This window comes from Nocardia sp. CA-135953 (assembly GCF_050955735.1).
Classification (GTDB): domain Bacteria; phylum Actinomycetota; class Actinomycetes; order Mycobacteriales; family Mycobacteriaceae; genus Nocardia.
In genome coordinates, this window is sequence record NZ_CP192082.1 from 4,752,501 (window position 1) to 4,774,202 (window position 21,702).

Annotated in this window: 18 protein-coding genes; 6 read left to right on the top strand and 12 right to left on the bottom strand. The window is 65.9% G+C overall.

Translation table 11 applies throughout. The annotated features are described in order from the left end of the window. Positions 1–341 precede the first annotated feature (341 nt). The 5 genes from tyrS to ACQPXH_RS21890 form a co-directional block, all read right to left on the bottom strand. Entirely contained in the window at positions 342–1,631 is a 1,290-nt protein-coding gene (tyrS, locus tag ACQPXH_RS21870; protein ID WP_433598397.1) for a tyrosine--tRNA ligase, read from the bottom strand. Positions 1,632–1,852: 221 nt separating this feature from the next. Next, on the bottom strand, positions 1,853–2,296 hold the full coding sequence (locus ACQPXH_RS21875) for a DoxX family protein (protein ID WP_433598398.1): 444 nt from the start codon (positions 2,294–2,296) through the stop codon (positions 1,853–1,855). A 107-nt stretch (positions 2,297–2,403) separates the two neighbouring features. Beyond that, on the bottom strand, positions 2,404–3,015 hold the full coding sequence (locus ACQPXH_RS21880; RefSeq protein ID WP_433598399.1) for a DNA-3-methyladenine glycosylase: 612 nt from the start codon (positions 3,013–3,015) through the stop codon (positions 2,404–2,406). 22 nt (positions 3,016–3,037) lie between these two features. Continuing rightward, positions 3,038–4,186, bottom strand: coding sequence for a low temperature requirement protein A (locus tag ACQPXH_RS21885; RefSeq protein WP_433598400.1), 1,149 nt, complete (start codon positions 4,184–4,186; stop codon positions 3,038–3,040). A gap of 31 nt (positions 4,187–4,217) precedes the next feature. Further along, positions 4,218–5,108 carry an RNA polymerase sigma-70 factor gene (locus tag ACQPXH_RS21890; protein WP_433598401.1) on the bottom strand — a complete coding sequence of 297 codons (891 nt, stop codon included), beginning with the start codon at positions 5,106–5,108 and terminating at the stop codon, positions 4,218–4,220. 467 nt (positions 5,109–5,575) lie between these two features. Between ACQPXH_RS21890 and ACQPXH_RS21895 the strand changes: the two genes are divergently transcribed. The 3 genes from ACQPXH_RS21895 to ACQPXH_RS21905 are packed head-to-tail and all read left to right on the top strand — an operon-like array spanning position 5,576 to position 7,739. Then, positions 5,576–6,307 (top strand): ABC transporter ATP-binding protein, encoded by a 732-nt coding sequence (locus ACQPXH_RS21895; protein ID WP_433598402.1) that lies wholly within the window; start codon positions 5,576–5,578, stop codon positions 6,305–6,307. Beyond that, positions 6,304–7,095: an ABC transporter permease gene (locus ACQPXH_RS21900; protein ID WP_433598403.1), complete on the top strand. Its 792-nt coding sequence runs from the start codon at positions 6,304–6,306 to the stop codon at positions 7,093–7,095. Before ACQPXH_RS21895 ends, ACQPXH_RS21900 begins: the two co-directional genes overlap by 4 nt. Beyond that, the gene (locus tag ACQPXH_RS21905) at positions 7,092–7,739 is read left to right on the top strand and encodes a TetR family transcriptional regulator (RefSeq protein ID WP_433598404.1); all 648 of its coding nucleotides are present in this window, start codon (positions 7,092–7,094) and stop codon (positions 7,737–7,739) included. Before ACQPXH_RS21900 ends, ACQPXH_RS21905 begins: the two co-directional genes overlap by 4 nt. 45 nt (positions 7,740–7,784) lie before the next feature. Here ACQPXH_RS21905 and ACQPXH_RS21910 read toward each other — a convergent pair whose 3' ends face one another. The 4 genes from ACQPXH_RS21910 to ACQPXH_RS21925 form a co-directional block, all read right to left on the bottom strand. Further along, positions 7,785–8,018 carry a Trm112 family protein gene (locus ACQPXH_RS21910; RefSeq protein WP_040689305.1) on the bottom strand — a complete coding sequence of 78 codons (234 nt, stop codon included), beginning with the start codon at positions 8,016–8,018 and terminating at the stop codon, positions 7,785–7,787. Between the two features lie 21 nt (positions 8,019–8,039). Continuing rightward, entirely contained in the window at positions 8,040–8,549 is a 510-nt protein-coding gene (locus ACQPXH_RS21915) for a GtrA family protein (RefSeq protein WP_433598405.1), read from the bottom strand. Beyond that, entirely contained in the window at positions 8,546–10,786 is a 2,241-nt protein-coding gene (locus ACQPXH_RS21920) for a hypothetical protein (protein WP_433603532.1), read from the bottom strand. The genes ACQPXH_RS21915 and ACQPXH_RS21920 overlap by 4 nt, the downstream gene beginning before the upstream one ends. Before the next feature lie 70 nt (positions 10,787–10,856). Further along, positions 10,857–13,061: a hypothetical protein gene (locus tag ACQPXH_RS21925; protein WP_433603533.1), complete on the bottom strand. Its 2,205-nt coding sequence runs from the start codon at positions 13,059–13,061 to the stop codon at positions 10,857–10,859. Between the two features lie 258 nt (positions 13,062–13,319). On the opposite strand from ACQPXH_RS21925, the gene ACQPXH_RS21930 reads away from it, so the two are divergent. Both ACQPXH_RS21930 and rffA read left to right on the top strand, forming a co-directional pair. Beyond that, positions 13,320–14,420 carry a glycosyltransferase family 2 protein gene (locus ACQPXH_RS21930; protein ID WP_433598406.1) on the top strand — a complete coding sequence of 367 codons (1,101 nt, stop codon included), beginning with the start codon at positions 13,320–13,322 and terminating at the stop codon, positions 14,418–14,420. Continuing rightward, entirely contained in the window at positions 14,410–15,549 is a 1,140-nt protein-coding gene (gene rffA, locus ACQPXH_RS21935) for a dTDP-4-amino-4,6-dideoxygalactose transaminase (RefSeq protein ID WP_433598407.1), read from the top strand. The genes ACQPXH_RS21930 and rffA overlap by 11 nt, the downstream gene beginning before the upstream one ends. An 18-nt stretch (positions 15,550–15,567) precedes the next feature. On the opposite strand, the gene ACQPXH_RS21940 is transcribed toward rffA, so the two are convergent. The 3 genes from ACQPXH_RS21940 to ACQPXH_RS21950 all read right to left on the bottom strand — a co-directional run bounded on the left by ACQPXH_RS21940 (position 15,568) and on the right by ACQPXH_RS21950 (position 19,709). Then, positions 15,568–16,119, bottom strand: coding sequence for a class I SAM-dependent methyltransferase (locus ACQPXH_RS21940; protein ID WP_433598408.1), 552 nt, complete (start codon positions 16,117–16,119; stop codon positions 15,568–15,570). Between the two features lie 180 nt (positions 16,120–16,299). Then, positions 16,300–16,593 (bottom strand): hypothetical protein, encoded by a 294-nt coding sequence (locus ACQPXH_RS21945; protein WP_433598409.1) that lies wholly within the window; start codon positions 16,591–16,593, stop codon positions 16,300–16,302. 83 nt (positions 16,594–16,676) lie between these two features. Beyond that, positions 16,677–19,709, bottom strand: coding sequence for an AMP-binding protein (locus ACQPXH_RS21950; RefSeq protein ID WP_433603534.1), 3,033 nt, complete (start codon positions 19,707–19,709; stop codon positions 16,677–16,679). 583 nt (positions 19,710–20,292) lie between these two features. Here ACQPXH_RS21950 and ACQPXH_RS21955 point away from each other — a divergent pair. Beyond that, positions 20,293–21,699, top strand: a complete 1,407-nt coding sequence (locus ACQPXH_RS21955; RefSeq protein WP_433598410.1) for a family 2B encapsulin nanocompartment shell protein — start codon at positions 20,293–20,295, stop codon at positions 21,697–21,699. Positions 21,700–21,702: the final 3 nt, after the last annotated feature.

The following is a 21,702-nucleotide window of genomic DNA, read 5'->3' on the forward strand; positions in this document are numbered from 1 at the left end:
AAGAACACACGCACACAACTGGACCCCAGATTCTCTCGGGGGGCTTGTTGAGGCAACTGTCCTAGCCTAGCCAACCGCCCGCGCAGAGTCAAGTCTGCTCGTCCGATCCGGCAACGCTGATCGCCAGGCGCTCCTCGTCCTACCTCGTTTCCCAGGCCACTGTGCTCAACGTTTCCGCTGCGCTTTGGGCTCCGGGTCGGTGTCCGTGTGGACAAAGTTACGCGGCGGAGAACGTCGAGTCAAATCCGCACTACACGGATGTCATTTCGCAGGTCAGCGGCCATCTGACCCCCCGGAAAACGGGCTCGGGACACTCGAATGTGACCCGAGCCACGTGATCTTTATGCGCCCGCCCGCAGCACGCCGGCGAAGTTCCGCTTGCCGCGGCGCAGCACCAACCATCGTCCGTGCAGGTAGTCGGCATCGGCGGGCGTCCATTCCAGATCCGAGATCCGCTCGTTGTTCACCGACGCTCCGCCTTCGTTCACCGCGCGCCGTGCGGCGCCGCGGCTCTCGGACAGTCCGGTGGCGACCAGCAGATCGACGATCGTGCTCGGTGCACCGACACCGACCTCGGCGACCGTGCCGTCGACTGCGGCCTCGCGCAGGGCTGCCGACAGCGTCGGCTCATCGAGTTCACGCAGATCCGCGCGTCCGAACAGCGCCTGACTCGCCAACTGCACAGCCCGGGTATTCGCCTCGCCGTGCACCAGATTCGTCATTTCCTCGGCCAGCTTGCGCTGGGCTTCCCGTGCGTGCGGACGCTCGGCCGTGGCGGACTCCAGCTCGGCCAACTCTTCGCGGGACAAGAAGGTGAACCAGCGCAGGTATCGCACGACATCGGCATCGGCGGTATTCACGAAGTACTGGTACCAGGCGTATGGGCTGGTCATTTCCGGATCGAGCCACAGGCTGCCGCCGCCGGTCGACTTTCCGAACTTCTTGCCGTCGGCCGAGGTGACGAGCGGCACGGTCAGCGCGTGCACTGCCGCACCGTCGACGCGCCGGTTCAGCTCGACACCGGCGATGATGTTGCCCCACTGATCCGAACCGCCTACCTGCAGGGTGCAGCCGTAGTTGCGGCGCAGTTGCAGGTAGTCGTTGGCCTGCAGCAGCATGTAGCTGAATTCGGTGTAGGAGATGCCCTCGCCGTCCAGGCGGCGCTTGATGGTGTCGCGGGCCAGCATGACATTGACCGAGAAATGCTTGCCGATGTCGCGCAGGAAGTCGACGGTCGACAGCTGGCCGGTCCAGTCCATGTTGTTGGCGATGATCGCGCCAGTGGGTGAGTCGTCGAGGTCGACGAAACGCTCGAGCTGTGAACGGATCCTGCCCGCCCATTCCGCGACGGTATCGGTCGAATTCATGGTGCGTTCGCCCACGTCACGAGGATCGCCGATGAGCCCGGTGGCACCGCCGGCCAGCACGATTGGGCGATGGCCCGCGCGCTGGAACCGCTTCAGCGCCAGCAGCGGGACCAGATGTCCGGCGTGCAGGCTGGCAGCGGTGGGATCGAAACCGGCATAGAGGGTCAGCGGCCCGGCGGATGTCGCCGCGCGCAGGGCGTCCAGGTCGGTGGACTGCGCGATCAGTCCACGCCAGGTCAGTTCGTCGATGATGTCGCCGCTCACGCCTCCGCCTCGCTGACGCTCGGCTCCAGCGTGCGCGATGCGCGCTGGCACATGGTTCGCTCACTTCGTTCGCTCACGCTGTCCCATCTTTCCGCACCGGTCCCCACGACCGGCATGGCCCTCAGTTCGCCGCGCGCCGCCACGCAGGGCGAACGATTTTCGGTAAACGCGACGACGATCGGCAGACCGCGGTCTGCCGATCGTGTGCGTTGTTCAGATATTCAGCGAGCCGACAGTTCCGGCAGCGCGACGATGCTGTCGCGACGCTGCCAGCCGATCCAGACGAACACCACGCCGAGCACCAGCGGGAACGGTGCCAGAGCGGGCGCGCCGAGCAGGAACACCTGGGTCAGTGCGGCGCAGACCATGGTGATGGTCAGGCCGACGGCCGCAGGGCCGGTCAGGCGGGGCACCAGCAGGCCGATGCCACCGGCGAGTTCGACGACGCCGGTGAAGTAGCGGAACCACTGGCCCCAGCCGATCGTGTCGAAGGATTCGATCGCCGCATGCGCGCCGAGCAGCTTCGGGGCGGCGGAGGCGATGATGAAGAACAGCGCGAGCATGACCTGCACGGTCCAGAGCGCGATGGTCATCTTCTTGCCGGGGCGGTGGGCGACGGTGGCGGCAGCGGACGTGATCGGGGCGGCGGGGGCGATGGCGGTCATCTGTCATTCCTTCGGGTCGGTCGCGCCGGGTGAAGCGCGTTCAACAGATAGGACGGACACCGCGGCGAAAACCCATCGCCGATCCCGAAAATTCTTGTGACCTGGTGTTATACCGCTTCGATCGGGGCACGCGGGCTGCGCCGGTAGACCGAGACCGCCGGCGACGCGAGCCAGAATCGCCACGGCACATCCGCGGCACTGCTGACCCCGACGCGCGGTCCGTCCGAAATCTCGGCGGGGTCGATCGCGCCGTTCAGCACCAACCGGATCGGCGAGGCCGGGTCGAAGAGCGGAGTGCCATAGTCGCTCAGGGTTATTCCGAGCGCGCTGCCGAGATTCCCTGGGCCCCTTGCCAAATCGACGTCCGTGCGAGCCGCGGGTCGTCGCTCCCTGACCGTCTCGGCCCCGGCGATCACCTCGCCCGACCGGATGAGTACCGCACTCGCGGTGCCGTCCGGGCCGCTGGTCACGTTCACGCACATATGCATGCCGTAGCTGAGGTAGACGTACAGCACGCCCGCGGGCCCGAACATCACCGCATTGCGCTTGGTCCGCCCGCGTCCGGAATGCGATGCGGGATCCGGCCACGGTCCGGCCGGATCGCCGCCATATGCCTCGACCTCGACGATTCGCACGCCGACCGGTCCAGACCACAGTGTCGAGCCGAGCAGTCGGCGAGCCGCGGCGGGTGGTTCGACCGCGAGTTCCTCATTACGCACGACTCTCCATTGTTCCCGAAAGTCAGACGTAGCGACTGTGCTGGCCCGAGCGCAGCGTGACGAGATCGTCGATGATCACCGCGGCGTAGCCGACCGCGACCAGCACCGCGAGCTGCGCCCAGGCGACCCACGCGATACCGATCGGGATGGTCGCGGCCACCGCGGCGGCAGCGAGCAGTCGCGACCACGGGCGTCGCAGACCGAGGGCGAGCCGGAAGCAGAATTGGCCGAAGAAGTACAGCGCGACGCCGCCGGAGAGCGCGGACGCGGCGGCGACGGAGGCGGGTTCGTTGCCGTGCGCGATGGTCATATTGATGCCCGCCGCGGTGACGGTGATGCCGGTCAGCAGCGGGTAGAGCGCGTAACCGTAGGCGAGCACCGCGGGACGCGAGCGTTCCCGATCCGGGACCGCGGCCAGCGCATGCTCGCCGAGGTCGTCATCGATCCCGAAGTAGGCCCACCACAGCACATAGACCAGGCAGAGTCCGAGTGCGACGGTGGCGGTCAGCGGCACGGTCAGCTTCTCCCCCGCCAGGCCCAGACCGATCGCGACCACCGACTCACCGATGGCGACGATGATCACCAACCCGTTGCGCTCGCAGAAATGGCTGGCCCGCACCACGAAATCGCGGGTGTCGACCAGGTACGGACTCAGTACCTGCACCCCGAATGCCAGCCCCCAGCACAGGTACTGCCACCAGCCGTGCACGAAACCGCCCGCGAGCACGAGCGCCGCCGCGAGCGCGTTCAGCGGCGCGATGCGTTTGATCGCCTGGCTCGCCGAGGTGCCGCCGCTGACCCAGAACAGCGCCGTGTGCACCGTGTTGACCAGGACGTAGCCGAGACCGAAGGCGAGACCCGTGCCGTGGAACGCGTCCGGGATCGCCAGCGCGACCACGAAGAATCCGAACATGCCGATCAGCAGCAGCGTGCGGCGCTGCGAATTGCTCGGCGCCACTTCGTTGGTGAGCCAGACGTAGCCGCTGTACATCCACCAGATGACCCCGAACAGCACCAGCACCTGAGCCAGCGCCTCCCAGCCGGGATGGTGGGTGAAGACGTGGGTGAGCTGGGTGATGGTGAAGACGAAGACGAGATCGAAGAACAGTTCCAGGGTGGAAACCCGAACCTGTCCTCCGTCCACGTTCGGTTCCGTGGTCTGGCTGGTCACGGCAGGATCGTAAAGCAACGCGGCGAACTGGTCATCCGATCACGTCGGTCCCCATGTAGAGCCCCGCGAGCTTGCTCGGGTTCACCTGGAAGCGCAGGTTGTGGATGTGGCCCTCGATGATGTCGTAGGTGAACACCGCCACCGGGTTTCCGTCGATGCGCGCGAGCGCACCGAGTTCCCCGTTGATATGCGCGGGCTCGAGGACGATGCCCGCGACCGACGGCTTGGCGAGTACGCCGAGGACCCAGCGGGCCACATGATCCGGTCCGTACAGCGGACGCCGGGCCGCGGTGACCACACCGCCGCCGTCGGACCACGAGGTGACTTCGGGGGCGAGCAGGTCCATCAGGGCATTGAGATCGCCACCGGCGCAGGCGGCCATGAACTGTTCGGTGATGTGGGAGCGCTCGGCTTTATCGGTATCGAAACGCGGGCGACGGGACTGCACATGGGAGCGAGCCCGATGCGCGATCTGCCGCACGGTGGCCTCGGGCTTGTCGAGGGTGTCGGCGATTTCGGCGTGGCTGTATCCGAACACCTCGCGCAGCAGGAAGACCGCGCGTTCCACCGGATTCAAGGTCTCCAGGACCACCAGCATCGCGGTGGAGACCGTGTCGGCCAACTCGGTCGCCTCGGCGATATTCGGTGAGGTCAGCAGGGGTTCGGGAAGCCAAGGGCCGATATAGGTTTCGCGCTTGGCCTTGGCCGAGGTGAGCCGGTTCAACGACAGGTTGGTGACCGTGCGCACCAGATAGGACTTGGGGTGCTGGACTGTCGACTGATCGGTTTCATTCCACTTCAGCCAGGTGTCCTGGAGGATGTCCTCGGCATCGGTGACGGTGCCCAGCATCCGGTAGGCGGTGGAAAAGAGCAGGCGCCGGTGTTCGATGAACGGGTCCTGCGCGGACGTAGCGTCGGCCATCTGGACCATGCTCCTAGGGCAAGTCCGGATTTGGCAATCCAACTTTCCGGACGAACGCGGAAACCGCCCGCCTGGTTGGCCGACGGCTGATCCGGGCCGGTTCATGCGGTCCGACGCGTGGATTTGCCGCCGTTGGACAGCTGGACCGAGACCGTCATCTTCTTGCTCAGCTCGAAGCTCGGCACCGGGCTGCCGCTCACCCCTTCCTTGTACAAGACGGCCGCTCGTCCGGTCAGGTAGAACCGGCTCGATTCGTCGCACGGCAGGTTCCGCGACGTCGGGTTCCTCGGCGACCGGACCATGGTGAACGGAACCCTCACGCCGTATCGGAATGTCGGCGATGAGTTCGAGCCGGGTCAGTCGGCCGGAATACCGGAACATCACCACTGACGGGTCTTGCCCCAAGGACCAGATCGCGCTAAATTCATCACACAGTGAATTCAACGCTCGATGAATTGAGGCGTCCCATGACGGACCTGCACTCATCCCATGCCGTCGAGGTTCGCAACCTCACCGTGCGCCGCGGCGGCCGCGAAGTCCTACACGACATCTCGCTGACCATCCCGCGCGGATCCATCACCGGACTGCTCGGTCCGTCGGGATGCGGCAAGACCACGCTCATGCGCAGCATCGTCGGCACCCAGATCGTGGCGTCCGGCGAGATCTCTGCGCTCGGATTACCGGCGGGCTCGGCGGAACTGCGGCATCGGATCGGTTATGTAACCCAGGCACCGAGCATCTACCGCGATATCAGCGTGCGTGAGAACGTCGCCTACTTCGCCGCGCTCTACGGCCGCGACCGCGACGACATCGACGAGGCCATCGGCGCGGTCGGTCTGCTGGATAACGCCCATCAGCGCGGCGACGAACTCTCCGGCGGCCAAGGGACCCGCGCGTCTCTGGCCTGCGCCTTGGTCGCACAGCCGGAGGTGCTGATCCTGGACGAGCCGACGGTCGGCCTGGATCCGGTGCTGCGCGTCGACCTGTGGAAGCAGTTCCACGAATTGGCCGCCAACGGAACGACACTGCTGGTTTCCAGCCATGTGATGGACGAGGCCGAACACTGCGACAAACTGCTGCTGATGCGCGAGGGCAATCTGCTCGCCGAGCTCAGCCCCGACGAACTGCGCACCGAAACCGGTGAGCAGAACCTCGAACAAGCCTTCCTCACTCTGATCACGATGGGACGTGCGGCATGACCACCACCCTCGTACCCCGCCGCCGGACGCCGACACTGCGTCCCTATGCCGCGACGACCGGGCGCATCCTGCGTCAGCTGCGCAACGACCACCGCACTGTCGCAATGATTCTCGTGGTTCCGGCGGTCCTGATGGCGCTGCTCTACTTCATCTACAAGGACACCCCGCCCAACCCGTTCAACCCCGTGCCGATATTCGATCGCGTTGGTATGAGCATGCTCGGCATCCTGCCGTTCATCGTGATGTTCTTGATCACGGCGATCGCCATGCAACGTGAACGCACCTCCGGCACGTTGGAGCGGCTGCTCACCACACCGCTGTCGAAACTCGATCTGCTCGCCGGATACGGCACCGCCTTCTCGGTGGCCGCGGCGGCGCAGGCGGCGGTTGCCTGCCTGGTCTCCTTCGGGCTGCTCGGCCTGAATTCAGCGGGCAGTCCGGTCTGGGTGGTGGTGATCGCCATGATCGACGCGGTCTGCGGCGTCGCACTCGGGCTATTGGCAAGTGCCTTCGCGCGCACCGAATTCCAGGCCGTGCAATTCATGCCGGTGGTGGTCGCACCGCAGATCTTCCTGTGCGGCTTACTTGTTCCGCGTGGACAGTTGCCCGGCTGGCTGGAGGCGATCAGCAATGTGATGCCGCTGAGCTATGCGGTCGATGCGCTGCAACAGGTTTCGACGCATCCGGATGTCACCGGACAAATGCTGCGTGATCTGGCGGTCGTCACCGGATTCGCGATCGTAGCGCTCTGCCTGGGCGCGGCCACGCTACGACGGCGGACCGCGTGACAGCCGAGGAGATTGCACAGGACCCGACGACCAACGGCGACCGGGGCACTCGCTCCGGTCGCCGGCCTGGTCGCTCCGACACCCGGGAGGAAATCCTCGCGGCCGCCCGCACCCGCTTCGCCGAGATCGGCTTCGACAAGACCTCGATTCGCGCCGTCGCCGCCGACGCCGGGGTCGATCCCGCGCTGGTCCACCACTATTTCGGGACCAAACAGCAACTGTTCGCCGCGGTGGTCGAGTTTCCGATCGATCCGGAAGCCACACTGCGCCGGATCGAGGCCGCGCCGCTGGATCGGCTCGGCGAAACCATTCTCGGCTCGGTGCTCGCGGTGTGGGACTCCCCCGCCGGCCCCGGGATCGTCGCGGCAGTGCGCAGCATTCTCGCCGGTGGCGATATCGCGCTGGCCAGGACGTTTGTCCTCGATGTCGTCCTGGAACGGGTACGGATGCGGATAGCGAAGCCCGAGGACGACGGGCGCGCCCGGGTCGCGCTGGTAGGCACGCAGATGATCGGCGTGCTCGTCGCGCGCAAAATTCTGGAGATAGAACCGCTGGCCTCGATGCCGGGTCCTGAACTGGTCGCGGCCGTCTCCCCGACGCTGCAGCGCTATCTCACCGGTGAAATCGACACTCCCGCACCATAACTCGCGGCCGCGCACGCTATCGCGGGCCACCGGGCCGATGGCTGCTCAGGCGTCGGCATGCTGACTTGTGAAGGCGGCGTGTTCGGCGTCGGTGACATCGCGAGCCTCATCGATCAGCAGCACCGGAATGCCGTTCTCGATCGGGTACGCGCGGCGCAGGCGCGGGTTGTAGAGGGCGGTGGCGCCCTTGTCATCGCGGACCAACAGCAGCGGACCCTTGTCCTGCGGGCAGGCGAGCAGGCTCAACAGGGTGGCGTCCAAGGCGGTTTCCTCCGGCATGATCGATAACTTACCCGGCGCCTAGGACCGTTCCGCACCCGAACCGGCCGATGGCGGCTCGGGCACGGGCGCCCGGTGGAACGAGATGTAGCGATGCCCGAAGAAGCTGGCGACGGCGACCAGACCCATCACCACCACCGCGGCCGGCCTACTCGGCAGATGCAGCACCGAGACGGCCAGCGACAGCAGGGCGATATTCATCAGCAGCCCACCGGAATTGACCGCCACGAAGCGAACGAAATCGCGCAGCATATGTCCGCGCACCCGGAAGACCAGCGTGCGATGCAGTACGAAAGCGATGACGATGCTGACGGCGTACGCGGCGACCACCGCGACCGCGGGCGGCACATTACTGCCGAGCACCGATAGCCACAGCACGGTGAGCCCCATACCGAGCGCGGTGTTGAACGCACCGACCACCGCGAAGGCGATCTCCTGCCGACGCACCAGCCGCAGCAGCACACCCGGATCCTCGGCGCCGGTCGCACCCGCATGATCCGCCGTGAATTCGGCCTGCTGGTCAGCTGTCAACGAGATACTCCCGCCAGATCGGGTTCCGAAACCGTCACGGTCACCGGCGGTTCGGTCGGCGTCGCATCCTCGTCACGCTCGCGACCGCGCACGAACATCCATTGCAATGCGCCGATTCCGAACAGCCCGAGCAGTATCGCGACCCCGCCGATCTTCCACCCCGGCGGGCGCCAGGCCAGCTCCAGGTCGCCGTTCTTGGTACCGGCCGGAATATCCACGGCAACAAAGGTTTTCGCGACCACGTCGAAGGGGATCGCGCGGCCGTTCAGCTTCACCTGATAGCCCGGCCAGCCCAGCCGCGCGAAGACCACGCGGCCACCACTATCCGAACTCACGCGAACCCGGCTGGTCAGTTCCGATTCCGACACCGACGTCGCGGTGCCACCGGAGACCGCCGACACCCGGCCGTTCTGCGTGGACAGCAGCCCACCCACTCGCTCGAGCACCGCGATGTCCTGGTCGTGACCCGGATAGTCGACCCACTGCCAGCCAGATGGTGCGGGTTGATCGCGCGCGTCCGGGTACAGCGCCTTCTGCAGTACTACCCGATCCACCTTCATCAGGTCGACGATCGTCCTGCCGGTAGTGGGCTCGGTCGCGAAGGCCCGCCGGAAGGCATCGGGGCAGACGCTGGTGTCCCAGCGCATGCACAGCATTTCACCGAACCAGAAGTGCCCGTTGGGCGTATAGCCGCTGACGTAGGTCTTCTCCAGATCCTTGGCGTAGTTACCGAAGACCAGCGATCCGTACGCGCCCCGCAGCGAACGATCCTCCGGCCGGATCAGCCCGCGATCGGCCAATTGCAGGGTGGTACCCCGAAATTCGGGAAAAGCGTCCTTCATCTGCGACCGCTGCTCGGGCAGGTTCCAGCTCATCGGCGTCGGCTGTGCCGCATGCACCTGCAGGAAGGCGATCGGGAACACCGAAACGATGGTCAACGCGCAGGCCGCGGCCATGCTTTTCTTCATCCCGAGCCACACGACGGCCGCGCCGAGCACGGCGATTCCGACCGCCGCCACCACATGCCAGACGACCTCGCGCGGCGCCGCCGAGAACGACCGCACCCACAGCAGCCCGATCAGCACACCCGCCGCGATAGCGCGGCCACGCCAATTCTCGAAGGTGGCGAAGCGGCCGAGCAGCACGCACACCAGCACCAACAGTCCGAGGGCCAGCATCGGCAATACCCGCGCGGGCCAGCGCAGCGGGCCGATGGTGCCCGGCCCCGCCGTCCACATCAGCGCCATCAGCGCGACGAGCGCGATCGCACTGAACTCCCGCCAGGACGCGCGCGCCTTGCGCCAGTCGATGAAGGCCAGCGCCGGAATCAGGAACCAGGCGATATAGACGACCGGCATCGGCTGCACATAACCCCACCACGAGTTGTACGCGGGTAACGAGCTGGGCAGGCTGGCATTGAGCGATTCCGACCACGGCACGGTCAAGAACTGGTCGTTATTGATCTGAGCCGTGCCGCGCCAGGTCACCTTCGCCGACAGCATGCTCGGCAGATAGGTGGCCAGCCCTGCCACCGCCGCACAGCCCGCGACCGCGAGCAGTCGCAGCGACGGCTGCCACTTGCGTTGGTAGACGACCTCCCCCACGGCCACCGCGCCGATCATCAGCCCGGCCTCGACCGCCGGGAAAATGTATTGCACCGAGATGGCCAGGTACAGGAAAACGAAGGTAGGGATCGGGCCGCTCCGTCCCCGTGCGTAGCGCACGCCGGACGCCCACGCGTGCACCAGCCACGCGGTACCGGTGAAGGCGGTGTACCAACTCGCCTCGTCGAAGAACAACAGCCAACCGGTGAACGGAATCGACACGCCCGCGACGGCGGCCCACGGCAGCCGCGCCCCGTACTCCACGCAGATGCGGTAAACACCGGTTCCGAGGACGACCGCGAAGATCAGCTTGATCACGGTGGTGTAGAGCGCGATGTTGTCGACCGAGGGCGCGATCAGATCGACCAGCAGTTGCGGCGGATTCAGCAGGCCCGCCTCCTCGATGGCGTAGTTGCCCGCCATCCAGTGCTCGGGGACCAGCACCGGGAACTGTCCGTCGCGCAGGGACCGGCCGAGCATCACCCACAGCGGGCCGTACTGCGACTCGCTGTCATCGGTGTAGAAATGCCTGGCATTGGCCAGCAGGACGGCACCATATCCGGCAATCACACCGAGCGCGGTTATGAATCCCCACTTGTACACGTCCCGCCGGGCGGGGGCGCTGCTTTCCACCACGAGTTCCAGACCCTACAGGGCGCACTCGTCGAGGGACACCTCCGATCGGGCCTGCGCGAATCGACCGCTACGAGACCACGTCCGCCAGTTCGCGATCCGGCTCGCCGGGGCTCGGATCCGCCGCAGGCGGTTCCGGATCCCGACGCCGCGAGCGCACCCACAGCCACTGCAGCACCCCGATGGCGGCGAGACCGAGCGCTGTGGTGCCGATGCCGATCTTCCAGCCCGGTGGCCGCCAGGTCAGCACCAGTTCGGCGTTCTGCGTGCCTGCGGGTATGTCGACGGCGACAAAAGACTTCGCCACGGTGGTGATCGGGATCTGCTTACCGTCCAGGGTCACTCGGTAACCCGGCCAGCCGAGGCGCGCGAATACCACCTTGCCGCCGCCGGCCGAGGACACCCGCACCCGGCTGGTGGTATCGGTCTCCGAAACCGATGTCGCTGTCACATTTTTCGCATCCGCGACGCGGCCGTTCACCGTCGAGATCGGACCGTCCACGCGTTCCAGCACCGAGATGTAGCGCTCGTGACCGGGATAGTCGACCCACTTCCAGCCCTCCGGTGCCGACTGATTACGCGCATCGGGGAACAGGGCGTGCTGCAACACCACTCGGTCCAGCTTCATGAGATCGACAAGGGGACGGCCGGTGGTCGGCTCCGGGGCGAACATCCGCCGAAAGGCGTCCGGGCAGACGCTGCTGTCCCAGCGCATGCACAGCAGTTCGCCGAAATAGAAGTGACCGGTCGGGGTGTAGCCATTGACATAGGTCAGCTCGAGCGATTTGGCGTAGTTACCGAAGACCAGGGATCCGTAGGCGCCGTCGAGTCTCATATCGTCGCGCTGCAGCAGCCCGCGCTCGCCGAGTTGGATCGTGGTACCGGGAAAGTCCGGGAACGCGGCCTGCGCCTCGGACCTGTTGGTCGGCAGATGCCATGTCATCGGCGTCGGCTGCGCCGCATTGACCTGATAGAACGCGATCGGGAACATCGCGACGATGGTCAGCACACCCGCGGTGGCAAGACTCCGGTTACGGGCCAGCCAGACCACCCCGGCGACAAGCGCGCCGATCGCGGCGGCCGCCAGCACATGCCGGACCACATTGTGTGGATCCGCGGAAAAGGACCGCACCCACAGCAGACCGATCAGCAGGGCGGCGGCGATGCCGCGACTCTTCAGATGACGCAGGGTGGCGTAGCGCCCGAGTAACACACAGACCAGCACGAGCAGGCCGAGCGCGAGCATCGGCAGCACCCGCACCGGCCAGCGCAGCGGACCGATCGAACCCGGTCCGGCACTCCACATCAGCATGATGATCGCGAACAGTGCGACCCCGCTGAGCTCGCGCCAGGATTCGCGGGCGCGCCGCCAGTCGATGAAGGCCAGCGCCGGAATAAGGAACCAGGCGATATAGGTGACCGGCATCGGCTGGATATAGCCCCACCAAGAGGTGAACGCGGGCAATGTGCTCGGCAGACTGGCATTCAGGGATTCCGACCACGGCACCGTCAAGAACTGGTCGTTATTGATCTCCATGGTGCCGCGCCAGGTCACCTTCGCCGACAGCATGCTCGGCAGAAAGGTCAGCAATCCGGCCAGACCGGCACCCGTCGCGGCGACGGTCAACCGCGCCACCGGCTGCCATTTGCGTTGGTAGACGAGCTCGCCCACCGCGACGGCGAGCAGCATGAGCGCCGCCTCGACAGCCGGGAAGATGTACTGCGTGGAGATGGCCAGGTAGAGGTAGATGAAGACGGGAATCGGCCCGCCCAGACCGCGGGTGTAGCGCACCGACGACGCCCAGGCATGGACCAGCCATGCAGTGCCGGTGAGCGCGGTCATCCAACTGGCCTCGTCGAAGAACAGGAAGAAACCCGACAGCGGGAACGCGACACCCGCGACCGCGGACCACACCGGCCGCGCGCCGTACACCAGGCAGATCCGGTAGACACCGAGCGCGGCGATGATCGCGAAGATCAGTTTGACGACGGTCGCGTACACCGCCATGTTGTCGACCGACGGCGCGATCAGATCGATCAGCAGCTGTGGCGGGTTGAACAGGCCGGCATCATCCATTGTGTTGTTGCCCGACATCCAACGCTCGGGCACCAGCACCGGGAAGGTGCCGTCACGGAGCGCGCGTCCCAATCCCACCCAGAGTCCGGTGTACTGCGATTCGGTGTCGTCGGTGTAGAAGTGCCGCGCATTGGCCAGCAGGACCGCCAGGTATCCCGCGATGACACCGAGGGTGCAGAGGGCACCCCATCGGAACACCTCCCGACGCGAATCGGGCTCCCTGTCGCGAGCGTCGGGTCCTGCGCTTTTCGCCTCCGTCACTGCACCAACCGTCACGAGTTCCAAACCCTACAGCGCACAGTCGAGCTTGGCATCGAAGCGCCGACACCACCATGATGATGCGATGAGCTGCTCCGGAATGCCGTATGCGTACCGTGTTAAAGTTCACGGCGGCTCGGGCTCTGCTGTCCAGCGGAGATTACCGGCACACACCGTCATCGAAAGTCGATCCAGCTGATGCCGATTCCCACCGCCCACTCCAACGGCTCGCCCGCGGGTGCGACCAACGGACGCCCCGCTCGACCGGGCGCCGACCAGCCGCACGCGGTGTCGGTCGTGGTGCCGATCTATCGGGGCGAAGAAACCATCGGTGGACTTGTCGAAGAACTGCACCGCCTGACCGATGCCACCGACACCCCCGGCGGCGTCGCCTTCACGATCGGCGAGATCATCCTGGTACACGACCATGGTCCCGACCGCTCCGATGTGGTGCTGCAGGAACTGGAGCAGACCTATCCGGAGGTCCGCATCGTCTGGCTCAGCCGCAACTTCGGGCAGGACGCCGCGACCATCGCCGGAATGTCGGCCGCCCAGGGCGACTGGATCGTCACCATGGACGAGGACGGGCAGCACGATCCCGCCTTCATCGGCGCATTCCTGGACGCGGCCCTGACCGAGCGCGCCGATCTGGTCTACTCGAAGCCGACCAACACCCGCCCGCACGGATTCCTGCGCAACATCACCTCGCGCGGCGCGAAGATGGTGCTCGCGACGATCTTCGCCTTCCCGGACTCCACCCGATTCGAAAGCTACCGACTCATCCGCGGCGATATCGGCCGCCAACTCGCCGAGGTCGCCTCCAACGGCGCCTACCTCGACGTCGCGCTGACCTGGGTGGTCGGCACCGTCGCACAGGTGCCGGTGACCTTGCGCGCCGAGGGCCGCGAGGAATCCGGCTACAACTACCGGCGGCTGTTCTCGCTGTTCTGGAAGATGGTGCTGTGCAGCGGAACCCGGGGGCTGCGGCTGGTCAGCCTGCTCGGAGTCACCCTCGCGCTGGCCGGTGGCGTGATGGCCGCGTTCGTCGTATACGAGGCGCTCACCGCCGACAATTGGGCGCCCGAGGGTTGGGCCTCGATGATCGTCGTGCTGCTGCTGTGTTCGGGAACGATCTTGTTCTCGCTGGGACTCATCGCCGAATACCTCGGTGTGGCTTTGCATATCCTCGTCGGCAAGCCGCTGTATCTGACCGTCGGTGCGCCGACACCGCGCCCCGCGGATAACCGCGAAATGACCACGACCACCGCCAGCAGGGAGAACGACCGGGTTGAGCACTGACCGCGTCATCTTCAGCCGCCCGTACCGGGCCCGCCGCGAACTGCCCAATCTGGAGGCCGTTCTCGCCTCCGACCACAGTCACGGCGACGGGCGGTTCACCGCCTCGGCCACCGCGAAGCTGAAAACCATCACCGAGGCACCGCATGCGCTGCTGACCACCTCGTGCACCTCCGCACTGGAGATGGCGGGTCTGCTGCTCGAGCTCGGCCCCGACGATGAGGTGATCGTGCCGAGTTTCGCGTTCACCTCGACCGCGACGGCCATGGCACTGCGCGGCGCCACCTGCGTCTTCGCCGATATCGACCCGGAAACGGGCAATTTGGATCCCGAGTCGGTCGCCGCGGTGCTCACCGAGCGAACCAAGGCCGTTGTGGTCATCCACTACGGCGGGGTGGCCGCCGATATGGCCGGGCTGCTCGCACTCGCCGACGCGCACGGCATCGCCATCGTGGAGGACAATGCGCACGGCCTCGGCGGCCGATGGCGCGATCGCCCACTGGGCACCCTCGGCACCCTCGGCACGCTCAGCTTTCACGACACCAAGAACGTGCACTGCGGCGAGGGCGGTGCACTGTTACTCACCGACGAGATCCTGATGTCGCGCGCCGAGATCATCCGCGAGAAGGGCACCGACCGCGCCCGTTTCCTGCGCGGCGCGGTGGACAAGTACTCCTGGCAGGATATCGGCTCCAGCTATCTGCCCAGCGAGCTCAACGCGGCGGTGCTGGACGCGCAGCTGGACGAATTCGAGACGATCCAGACCGGACGGCACCGGGTTTGGGACGCATACGCCGCCGCACTGCCGGACTGGGCCCGCCGCAACGATGTCCGGCTCATGGCCGTGCCCGCGGACCGCACACATACCGCGCATCTGTACTACCTGCGCGCACCTACCGAGCCGCAGCGCGACGATCTGATCGCACATCTGGCCGCACGCGGTATTTCGGCGCCGTTCCACTATGTTCCGCTGGATTCCAGCCCGGCCGGACTGAAACTGGGCCGCACCCCGAAGCCCTGTCCGCGCAGCGCCGAATTCTCGGGAACCGTTGTGCGCCTGCCACTTTGGCCTGATCTCACCGACGATCAGATCGCCAGGGTCATCGACGCCGTCACCGCGTACACCGTCTAAGGGAGGGTGGGGCCCGCCTCACGCGGTGAGCACGAACAGCTTCTCCCTGCCACCGGCGATCAGCGACCGCTGTACCACGCGTGGCTCATATTCGCGGAAGAACGCGTCCAGAGTCGCCTCGCTGAACCGGCGCGCCTGTGCGCCGTCGCCCGCATCGGTGAACCGCTGGCCGATCGCGGCGAGCACCCGATTGTCGCTGGTGGCAAGGTTGCGAATCGGCTCCGCGATGATCACCTGCTTTCCTGCCGCCGCCAGCATCCGATCGATGACCGGAGCAGGCTCGGGCAGAAAGTGATACAGGCTCGACTGCATGATGACGTAATCGGCCTCGGGCAGCGGGGTATCGGAACGCAAATTCCACACCACGCCGTGTCCACCCGTCCGGGCCAGCCTCGCGATGAATCGGTCGTTGAGGTCGAGTCCGGTGTATTCGATGGCCCGGTCGCGCAGATAGTGGGTATACAGCGTCGCGGGCCCACAGCACAGGTCGACCACACTGACGCCATCGGGCACGAGTTCGGCGATCGCGCGATACCGAGCGGGGTAGTGCCGCCCATACAGTCCACGCATCAACAGCTCGTAGATGGTTCCGTTGCGGTAGATAAGGCTCGGTCTCACAGCACCCCTGAACAGTTGTCGACATGGCAACTACGCCACCCGGATGCGCCGGGCAGCCAGCACGAGGCACCGCCCTCTTGGTAGTGAATCAACCAACTCGCCAACACGATCCGGCGCGGCAAGCGTACCCGCCTACGGCTGCCCCTGCTGACGGGCGGCCTCCTCACGGATCTCGCGGAGTCTGGTCGCCGCATCCTTCGTGGGACGGGTCGGGAGCGCGGGAGGTGGGGTGGCGGGCAGCTGTGACGCTTCGGTCTCGGTGGCTTTGCCGCGACTGCCGACGTAGAGCCGGAACACGCCGTAACCGGCCAACAGCAGGATAGCCAGTGGCACCAGGGACAGCACCAGGCTCTTCACGAACCCGATCACCATCAGCACGCCCAACAGCGCCAGTATGCCGACGCCCAGTTTCACCTTCCACGACATCTCGAAACCTCCGTTGTCGCCGCGGACCTGGCATCCACGCTACCCCGCCGTTGCGACCGAAACCGGAACGACGGGGCGCGGGCTTATTCGCCGGAGATGGTTCCGGCTTCGTCGCCGGTCCGGATTTCGTAGGCCTCGGATTCCCGGTTGTACCACCAGGTATCGGGTCCCGGCTGCGGACGACCCGCGGCCTGCACGGCCCGCGTCGACGGGCGGTAGGACGAACTGCGCGGAATCTGGTCGACGACGTAGACGATATCGGGCCGCTGGTCCGGATCGAGTGCGCGCACCGCCTCGGTCACATCCTTGGGTTCCAGCCGAAAGCCCTTGCGGACGCTGACCGCCGCCACCGCCAGCGCATGGTCGCCGACGGGCAGTGCGTAGGCGACCTCCATATCGACGGCGGTGATGTCGTTGAGCATGTCGACGATGGGCTGGGTGAAGACCGGGCCGCGTTCGGTGTGGATCACCGTATCGGTGCGATCGACCAGCCAGTAGTCGCCATCGCTGTCGCGGCGGAAGAGATTTTCGGTCGGCATCCAGGCATCGCCCGCCGTGAACACCCCGCGGAGCCCGCCGTCGGAGAGGTCGATGCCCTCGGTCGCCTTGCCGATCAGCAGACCGACCTCGTTATCCGCGCACCGGCGCGCGAAGCCGGACCCGTCGGTTCGGATCTGCTCGGTGACCGGGTCGTAGGCGACCAACTCCACCTTCGCGGTACCCGGCACGGGGCGGCCCTTGCAGCCGGCCTTCACACCGGCCACATTGGCAAGCACCACATCGCCCTCGATGGAGGCGTAGAACTCGAGTACCCGCGCGGGTGTGAACTGTTCGGTGGTGCGTCGCCACAGGCCCGCTGGCATGCCCGAGCCGATGAACAGACGGATCGGATGCCAAGTGGGGGTGGCAGTCGGCGGAGCCGACGGGGTGGGTGAATACAGTCCGGCCGGGAAGACTTCGGCATCGAGTATGTCGCGCAGCATGGTCCAGGTGTAGGTGACCACGGTGACGCCGTAGCGGTGCACCTCCTCGCCGAACCGAATCGGGTCCAGCGACCTGGCCAGTGCGATCCGGCTGCCGCCCGCGATCGCGCCGCCCAGGCTCACCAGCAGACCGGATGAATGATGCAGCGGCGCAAGGCAGTAGACGGTGTCCTTGCGATCCAGATCGGCCGAGGTCGCGGTGCCGAAGGCGGACAGCGCCCAGCGGTGGTTGGTGATGTATTTGGTTTCCAGGCGGTCGCCGGTGCCGGTGACGAGCACGAAGGCCAATTCCCGCGCCAGACCCGGATCCGGGCGGTACCAGGCGGGTAGCTCGACCTGCGTGGGATCGATCTGTTCCAGGTCGATCACGTCATCGCTCGATGCAACGGCGAGAGTGCGTGTGCTACCGCCGCCGAGCACCAGGACCCGGGTGCCGGTTGCCGCCGCCGTGCGCAGATTCTCCGGATCCGAGACCAGGGCCTTGATGCCGGTGAGTTCGATGGCGCGATCCAATTCGCTACCGGGGGCGAGTAATACGGACACCGCGCCGATACGGGAGAGCGCGGCGACGGTAGCCAGCGCGCTCGGCCGGGTCTCCATCACCACACCGACGCGCATGGCCGGGCGGATACCGACGGAGACGAGCCCGCGCACGACATTATCTATGCGCGCGTTCACGGCGGCATTGGTGTGTACGCGATCGTCGAAGAGGAACAGATCGCGCAGCGGCGCGCGGCGCGCCTGCTCGGCGACCAAGCGGCTCAACGAGATGCGGGTGTGCGGCTGGATCATGCCGAGTCGAGCCAGCCGCGGCAGTGCGCGCGCGGCCTCACCCGCGAGTTCGATCGAACCGCGCACGGTATTGCCGGCAATGTCCTCCAGCGCCTTGCCGATGCCCGCGCCCGCCTCGGCCAGGGTGGCCACGTTGTGCACGACCCGGGTGGCCGCCGAATTCGGCCGACTGGTCGCCACATGGTCGGTCATCGGCGCGATCTCCGGCGGCAGCGGCTGATCGCCGTCCATCCAATCGATCCACTGACGCACCAGCGGCCAGGTATGCCTGGTCGCCGTGCTGCCCGCGACGAGGCCGAAATGTCCCGCCACCAAACCGGCTTCGTATACCTCGGCATTGGGTGCGGCGCGAACGATGCCGCGCACTGCGGCCGGTTGGCCGATATCGTCGATCTCGCCGACGAAGGCCAGGATCGGGCACTTCAGCTCGGCCAGCGAAACCGGCTGGTCCCGGATCACGAAGCCACCGAGCATCAATCGGTTGTGCACGACGAACTGCTTGAGCAGATCCGCCGCCGCCGGACCGGCGTAGCCGACCCAACCGTCGTTATTGAGGAACCGGCGCTGACGTTCCTTGGGCAGCAACGCCTCTCGGTCGTGCAGTTGGCGCAGGAAGTCGATGCGCGATTTGGCGGTCTTCATCGGATCGAGTATCTGGAAGCCGAGCCGGACCATGGAATCGGTGATCGGCAGGCGGGTCACCACATGGTCGGCCAGGAACTCCGCGACATCGGAGACCACGCCGTAGGGCAGTCCGAACGGCATGCCCGCGACCACATCCACCGGGCTGCCGAAGGTCACAATGCTCTCCACGCCCTTGCCGAAGCGGTAGGCGGTGGTCTGATAGGCGAACATGCCGCCCTGCGAGTACCCCATCAGGTGCACATTGGCGCCGGTCGCGTCGCAGACCGTATCGATGGCGCTGTTGATCGCGAGGACATGATCGGCCAGATCCCGCTCCCAGCCACCCTCCTCACTGGCGGGCGAACCGAAATCGACCACCCAGCAGTCGATTCCGCCACGGTGCAGAATGCCGACCGCGCCGTCGTCGGCGTTCACATCCCAGATATCGGCTTTGACCATCAGCGGAGGTACCAGGAGCGCGACCGGGCGGTGCCCATGGCGGCCTTCCCAGGGGCCTCCGTGGTTACGCTCGCTGCCTCCTCCGGGCCCGTCGCTCGGGCCGCGACCCGGCGTCGCGTCGTCGGGGAAGTAATGGCGCAGCCGATACATTCTGCGCCGTTCGACGACCTCGAACGGCGAGGACTCGACATCGTGGGTCAACCCACCGAAGCGGATGACCTCGAGGCCGTTCTGGGCCGTTGCCATCAACCGCTGCATCGACCCGACCAAACCTTCCACATTCAACTTCACGATCGCTCCTGGCCCTGCCCTGCAAAGTGACCCGCATCACATACCCCGATGTGCTCAGACGAGCTTCCCACACCGTGTATCCATTATGGGTCGGCTGTGACGGATCCATGCCGGGTCGGGCCGATGATGCGGGATGTTCGCGGCGGCGGTGCGCAAAAGATACCGACCGTACAGCCCTGCCCGGTCCGCACCGATCCGCGCCGGGTCGTTATCGGCAGTTATCCGCATCGAGGTCATGTCGTAACCATCCGAAAAACAGACCAGCATTCTCGTGGCTTCATTCTCGAGATTCGTGTGCGCACAGCATCTTTCGCGGTTTAGGATCGAACCCGTTGCGGAACGCAATGTCGCGTAAGCCAATTCGCACGGGAGAGTCGGTCACCGTCTGCATGCCTCGGGTCGGCCACTTCTCTCGGCAATCATGCCGCCATGCCCCAGCAGGCCTGCCGCCTGTCGAATTGTTGTGCACCACCACCGAATTCGAAATCCGTCGAACCATCAGTACAGCACAATCGACCGTCTCGGTGACCATCTCAGGTGAGGACCACGCATGACCATCGAAATGCCAGTCCAAACAGAAACCAACGGGCGCAAGAGCCTCAGCACCGGTGCCGCCCACCAGCTCGCGCACACCACCAAGTCCGAGCCGCAGATGCAGGGCATCACATCGCGCTGGCTTACCCGCGCACTGCCGTGGACGCAGGTCAACGGCGGTATTTATCGTGTCAACCGACGGCTGACCCACACCGTCGGCAACGGCGAGGTCGAGTTCGTCATCGACGGCTCGCAAGCCAGAGTGATCCCGATGGAACTCACCGAACTTCCGCAATTGCGGAACTTCGACGACGAAGAGGTGCTGCGCGCGCTCGCCCAGCGTTTCGAGCAGCGCGACCTCGAACCCGGTACGGTGGTCGCCGAATTCGGCAATCCGATGAATCAGGTCATGCTGATCGTGCACGGCAAACTCGGCAAGATCGGCACCGGGGAATTCGGCGAGCAAACCAAGCTCGGCATGCTGGGCGGCGGTGATTTCTTCGGTGATGAAACCCTCATCGATGGGTCCGGTATTTGGCCGGTGACCGTCAAAACCGTCACCCCCACCACCATGCTGGTGCTGTCCCGGCAAACGCTCGAAGAAATGCTGGAGTTAACCCCGGCGCTCCGCGAGCAATTGTCCCGCGTCGCCGACGCTCCGGCACGTCCGCAGAACACCAAGGGCGAGGCGAATATCGAGATCTCCTCGGGCCACTTCGGTGAGCCGTTGCTGACCGGCACCTACGTCGACCTCGACGACGCCCCGCGTGAATACGAGCTCAGCCTGGCCCAGAGCGTGCTGCGGGTGCACACTCGCGTCGCCGACCTGTTCAACGATCCGATGAACCAGGTCGAACAGCAGCTCCGGCTCACCATCGAGGCGCTCTACGAGCGGCGCGAGAGCGATCTGGTCAACAATCCCGATTTCGGATTGCTGAACAATTGCGACCTGAAACAGCGCATTTACAGTGAGTCCGGTGCACCGACGCCGGACGATATGGATGAGCTGTTGAGCATGCGGCGCAGCACGAAACTGTTTCTGGCACATCCGAAAGCGATCGCCGCTTTCGGTCGTGAATGTAGTAAGCGCGGCCTGTATCCGGGTCCGGTCGAGGTGGACGGACACCGCGTGTTCGCCTGGCGCGGCGTCCCGATCTACCCGTGCAGCAAGATCCCCGTCAGCGATACCCAGACCACCTCGATTCTCGCCATGCGTACCGGCGAGAAGGATCAGGGCGTCATCGGCCTGCACCAGACCGGCATCCCGGACGAATACGAGCCGAGCCTGAACGTCCGCTTCAAGGGCATCGACGACCAGTCGATCATCTCCTACCTGGTCAGCTGCTACTACTCGGCGGCCGTACTGGTGCCGGACGCACTGGGCGTGCTCGACAACGTCCTGGTCGCCCGGCAGGCGGACTGACCG

Coding starts and splice junctions, on each gene's coding strand:
- ACQPXH_RS21875 (WP_433598398.1), bottom strand. CDS start 2,296: ATGACCGCCATCGCCCCCGCCGCCCCGATCACGTCCGCTGCCGCCACC.
- ACQPXH_RS21950 (WP_433603534.1), bottom strand. CDS start 19,709: ATGCAGCGGTTGATGGCAACGGCCCAGAACGGCCTCGAGGTCATCCGC.
- ACQPXH_RS21955 (WP_433598410.1), top strand. CDS start 20,293: ATGACCATCGAAATGCCAGTCCAAACAGAAACCAACGGGCGCAAGAGC.
- ACQPXH_RS21940 (WP_433598408.1), bottom strand. CDS start 16,119: ATGCGTGGACTGTATGGGCGGCACTACCCCGCTCGGTATCGCGCGATC.
- ACQPXH_RS21900 (WP_433598403.1), top strand. CDS start 6,304: ATGACCACCACCCTCGTACCCCGCCGCCGGACGCCGACACTGCGTCCC.
- ACQPXH_RS21890 (WP_433598401.1), bottom strand. CDS start 5,108: ATGGCCGACGCTACGTCCGCGCAGGACCCGTTCATCGAACACCGGCGC.
- ACQPXH_RS21930 (WP_433598406.1), top strand. CDS start 13,320: ATGCCGATTCCCACCGCCCACTCCAACGGCTCGCCCGCGGGTGCGACC.
- ACQPXH_RS21945 (WP_433598409.1), bottom strand. CDS start 16,593: ATGTCGTGGAAGGTGAAACTGGGCGTCGGCATACTGGCGCTGTTGGGC.
- ACQPXH_RS21910 (WP_040689305.1), bottom strand. CDS start 8,018: ATGCCGGAGGAAACCGCCTTGGACGCCACCCTGTTGAGCCTGCTCGCC.
- ACQPXH_RS21895 (WP_433598402.1), top strand. CDS start 5,576: ATGACGGACCTGCACTCATCCCATGCCGTCGAGGTTCGCAACCTCACC.